General features: G+C 69.3%; 1 protein-coding gene. It reads right to left on the bottom strand.

Annotated features, from left to right (window positions below; all coding sequences use genetic code 11):
- The coding region (locus tag DAI20_RS20425; RefSeq protein WP_240606159.1) for a MotA/TolQ/ExbB proton channel family protein at positions 1 to 351 on the bottom strand (351 nt) is incomplete at its 3' end.
- Between the last annotated feature and the right edge of the window lie 161 nt (positions 352 to 512).

Genomic DNA, 512 nt, shown 5'->3' with positions numbered 1-512 from the left:
CCCGGCCGATGCGATGGTGCCCAGCGCGTTGAGGAAACGCTCCATGCGGTGCACCAGGTGGCGGCCGGTGTCTTCGATGCGCTCGCGGATCTGGTCGCGCGGGCGGTTGCGTGCTTCCAGCGCGGCGGCCAGCAGCGCGCCCAGCGGCGAGTTGCTACGCAGGGTCTGCAGGTGGGCCGGGTCGAGCTTGCCGCGCGCGGCCCAGTTGCGCACTTCCTGGCCGAGGCCGGGCGGCAGCACCTCAGTTCGCCGCAGGGACCAGAAACGCTCCAGGATGATCGCCAAAGCCAGTACGCCCAACAGCAGCAGCGGCACCATCGGCCAGCCACCGGCCTTGACCAGTTCCCACACGTTTCAACCCTCCGGCCCAATGGCCGCTTGTTCGATCGGCGATAGGATAGCAGCCGACCGCGCCCGCCCAGCGGCATCCCACCACCGGGATGCGTGGATACGCTGTTCACGCAGCTGCAGCCCTTGTGCACCAAGCCATACGCGGATCGCCCCGGAGTCGG

Source organism: Planctomonas deserti, from assembly GCF_003067705.1.
Lineage (GTDB): Bacteria > Actinomycetota > Actinomycetes > Actinomycetales > Microbacteriaceae > Planctomonas > Planctomonas deserti.
Note: the sequence above shows the minus strand (reverse complement) of the source record. Positions and strands in the feature narration are given on the sequence as shown.